The 1,751-nt window shown below is 41.8% G+C and carries 2 protein-coding genes; both read left to right on the forward strand.

Annotated elements, in window-relative coordinates:
- Nucleotides 1–1,369 (forward strand): hypothetical protein (locus AB9H30_RS19275; RefSeq protein ID WP_371196420.1); only part of this gene is annotated, 1,369 nt, incomplete at its 5' end.
- 40 nt (nucleotides 1,370–1,409) lie between these two features.
- Nucleotides 1,410–1,751 (forward strand): hypothetical protein (locus tag AB9H30_RS19280; RefSeq protein WP_371196421.1); only part of this gene is annotated, 342 nt, incomplete at its 3' end.

Below are 1,751 nucleotides of genomic sequence, written 5' to 3' on the forward strand. Positions count from 1 at the left end.
GCTAGAAAAGCTTGATCAAGAAATTGAAAGCCTTGAAAAGCAGCTGAAAGCGTTGTTGAGCGATTCGCCAAGCGCTTTACATCAGGAGCAATCAACTAAGCAGCTAAAACAGCAAATTGAACTCAATAAAAAAGACATCGACGCCTTAAATAATGCCGATTATGCGCAAAAACGCGTATCTGAGCTTTTACACGAAGCAGAAACCACTAGTACTAGTATCAAAGCCTTAGAGCACTTGATTGAAGCAGCGCTGAAAAAGCTTGAAACGGCGCAAAGTAAGCTTGAAGCGATGAAGGCGATGTACGCTCAATGTAAAGACAATATTGCTGAGCACATCTTACTTCAGAAGCAATTAAAGTCTTTTGCGGTGACGAATAACAAATGGTTGGAGCTATTGCCTGACAATCAAGATCTGAATGGATACGTTAACGACAACTCACTTGAGTTGTTTGCAACAAGTGCTAGTCATTTAGAGCAACTTCAATTAACTCTGATAAGCCAGTTACGTTCGTTTGTTGACCTCAACATCATAGAAGACAAGCGCGGTATAAAAGGAGATACCCCGTTTTGGCATGAAATTAGTCAATGCGTTGATGATGTGTCTGAGGTGTATGGCAATCTTGATACTCAGCGCTCGCTACTTGGGCGTCAAGTAGAAGAGCACAACCAAACGATTGGCACTAAAAAAGAAATCATCGTGCAAAATTTCAAAATCATCAAAGCCTTTGAGAAAGAAATTAATCATGCCTTTGCCGGCATCATTATCAACAATGTTGAAACTGTTGAGTTTGAAGTAGGCATTAATAAGCAGTTTTCGTCTTTGGTGAACGAGTTCGCTGAAACCAATTTGTATAGCAATCAAATGCAGTCTGATGACTTTTATCAGCGTCTTGTGGCGTTTGCTGAGAGGTTCTTTGATAAGGACGATAATTTCACACTGACGATGGACAGTGTTATTGAGTCTTTTGAGCCACGTGTGCAATTAAAGAACAAACGAGGTAGGGAAGATAAAAAACAGAGCAACTCCACTAATGCACTAATTAAAATTAAGCTAGTACAGCTGCTTCTAAAACGGTTGATTGCTCACAACTGCGACACTTCGCTACCCATAGTGCACGATGAGATTGCCAATATCGATATTGGTCAATTTGATTGGTGGCTAAATGATCTCGAAGAGTCTGGTTTTAAATTGATGGCCGCTGGGACCCATTCCACTAGTCCAGAGCTACAAGCAAAAATAGGGCGCCGCCATGTTATGGATGCTTTAACGACTGCCTTGCCTTACCATGCAGAGCGAAATCGTGTGTATTGGAAAGGCGCTGAAACCTTCACCTCACTCGACAGCGGCGAACAAGCAGAGCTGCTATGAAAGGACAGGGCAATGATGATTAAGTTAAGGCAAACATAAAATGTCGGCAAACCTGCATAGCTATAACTACAGGCAGAGCGAGCTAAAGCAACTTGGCACGGTTGAGACGCTGAGCGTCATTCTCGAGCACCGTAAAATCATGTCAGAGTGTATTAAAGAAATGGATGCAAATGGCGTCAATTATATTACCGAACAAGCGATATTTCAGCGAGTTAAAGCATACACAGAGCTCGTAAAGCCAGAGATCAAACGCCGCTTGCGGATCGCTTTTTCAACAAACAATCTGATGCAAGCAAGCATTGTGATGGACGTAGACAATAGTCAAAGTGAACATCGCTTATATTTTCAAAGCTCAGTGTTAGATGTTGTTAGGCTTTGTGAT

Source organism: Glaciecola sp. SC05 (genome assembly GCF_041380235.1).
Lineage (GTDB): Bacteria > Pseudomonadota > Gammaproteobacteria > Enterobacterales > Alteromonadaceae > Glaciecola.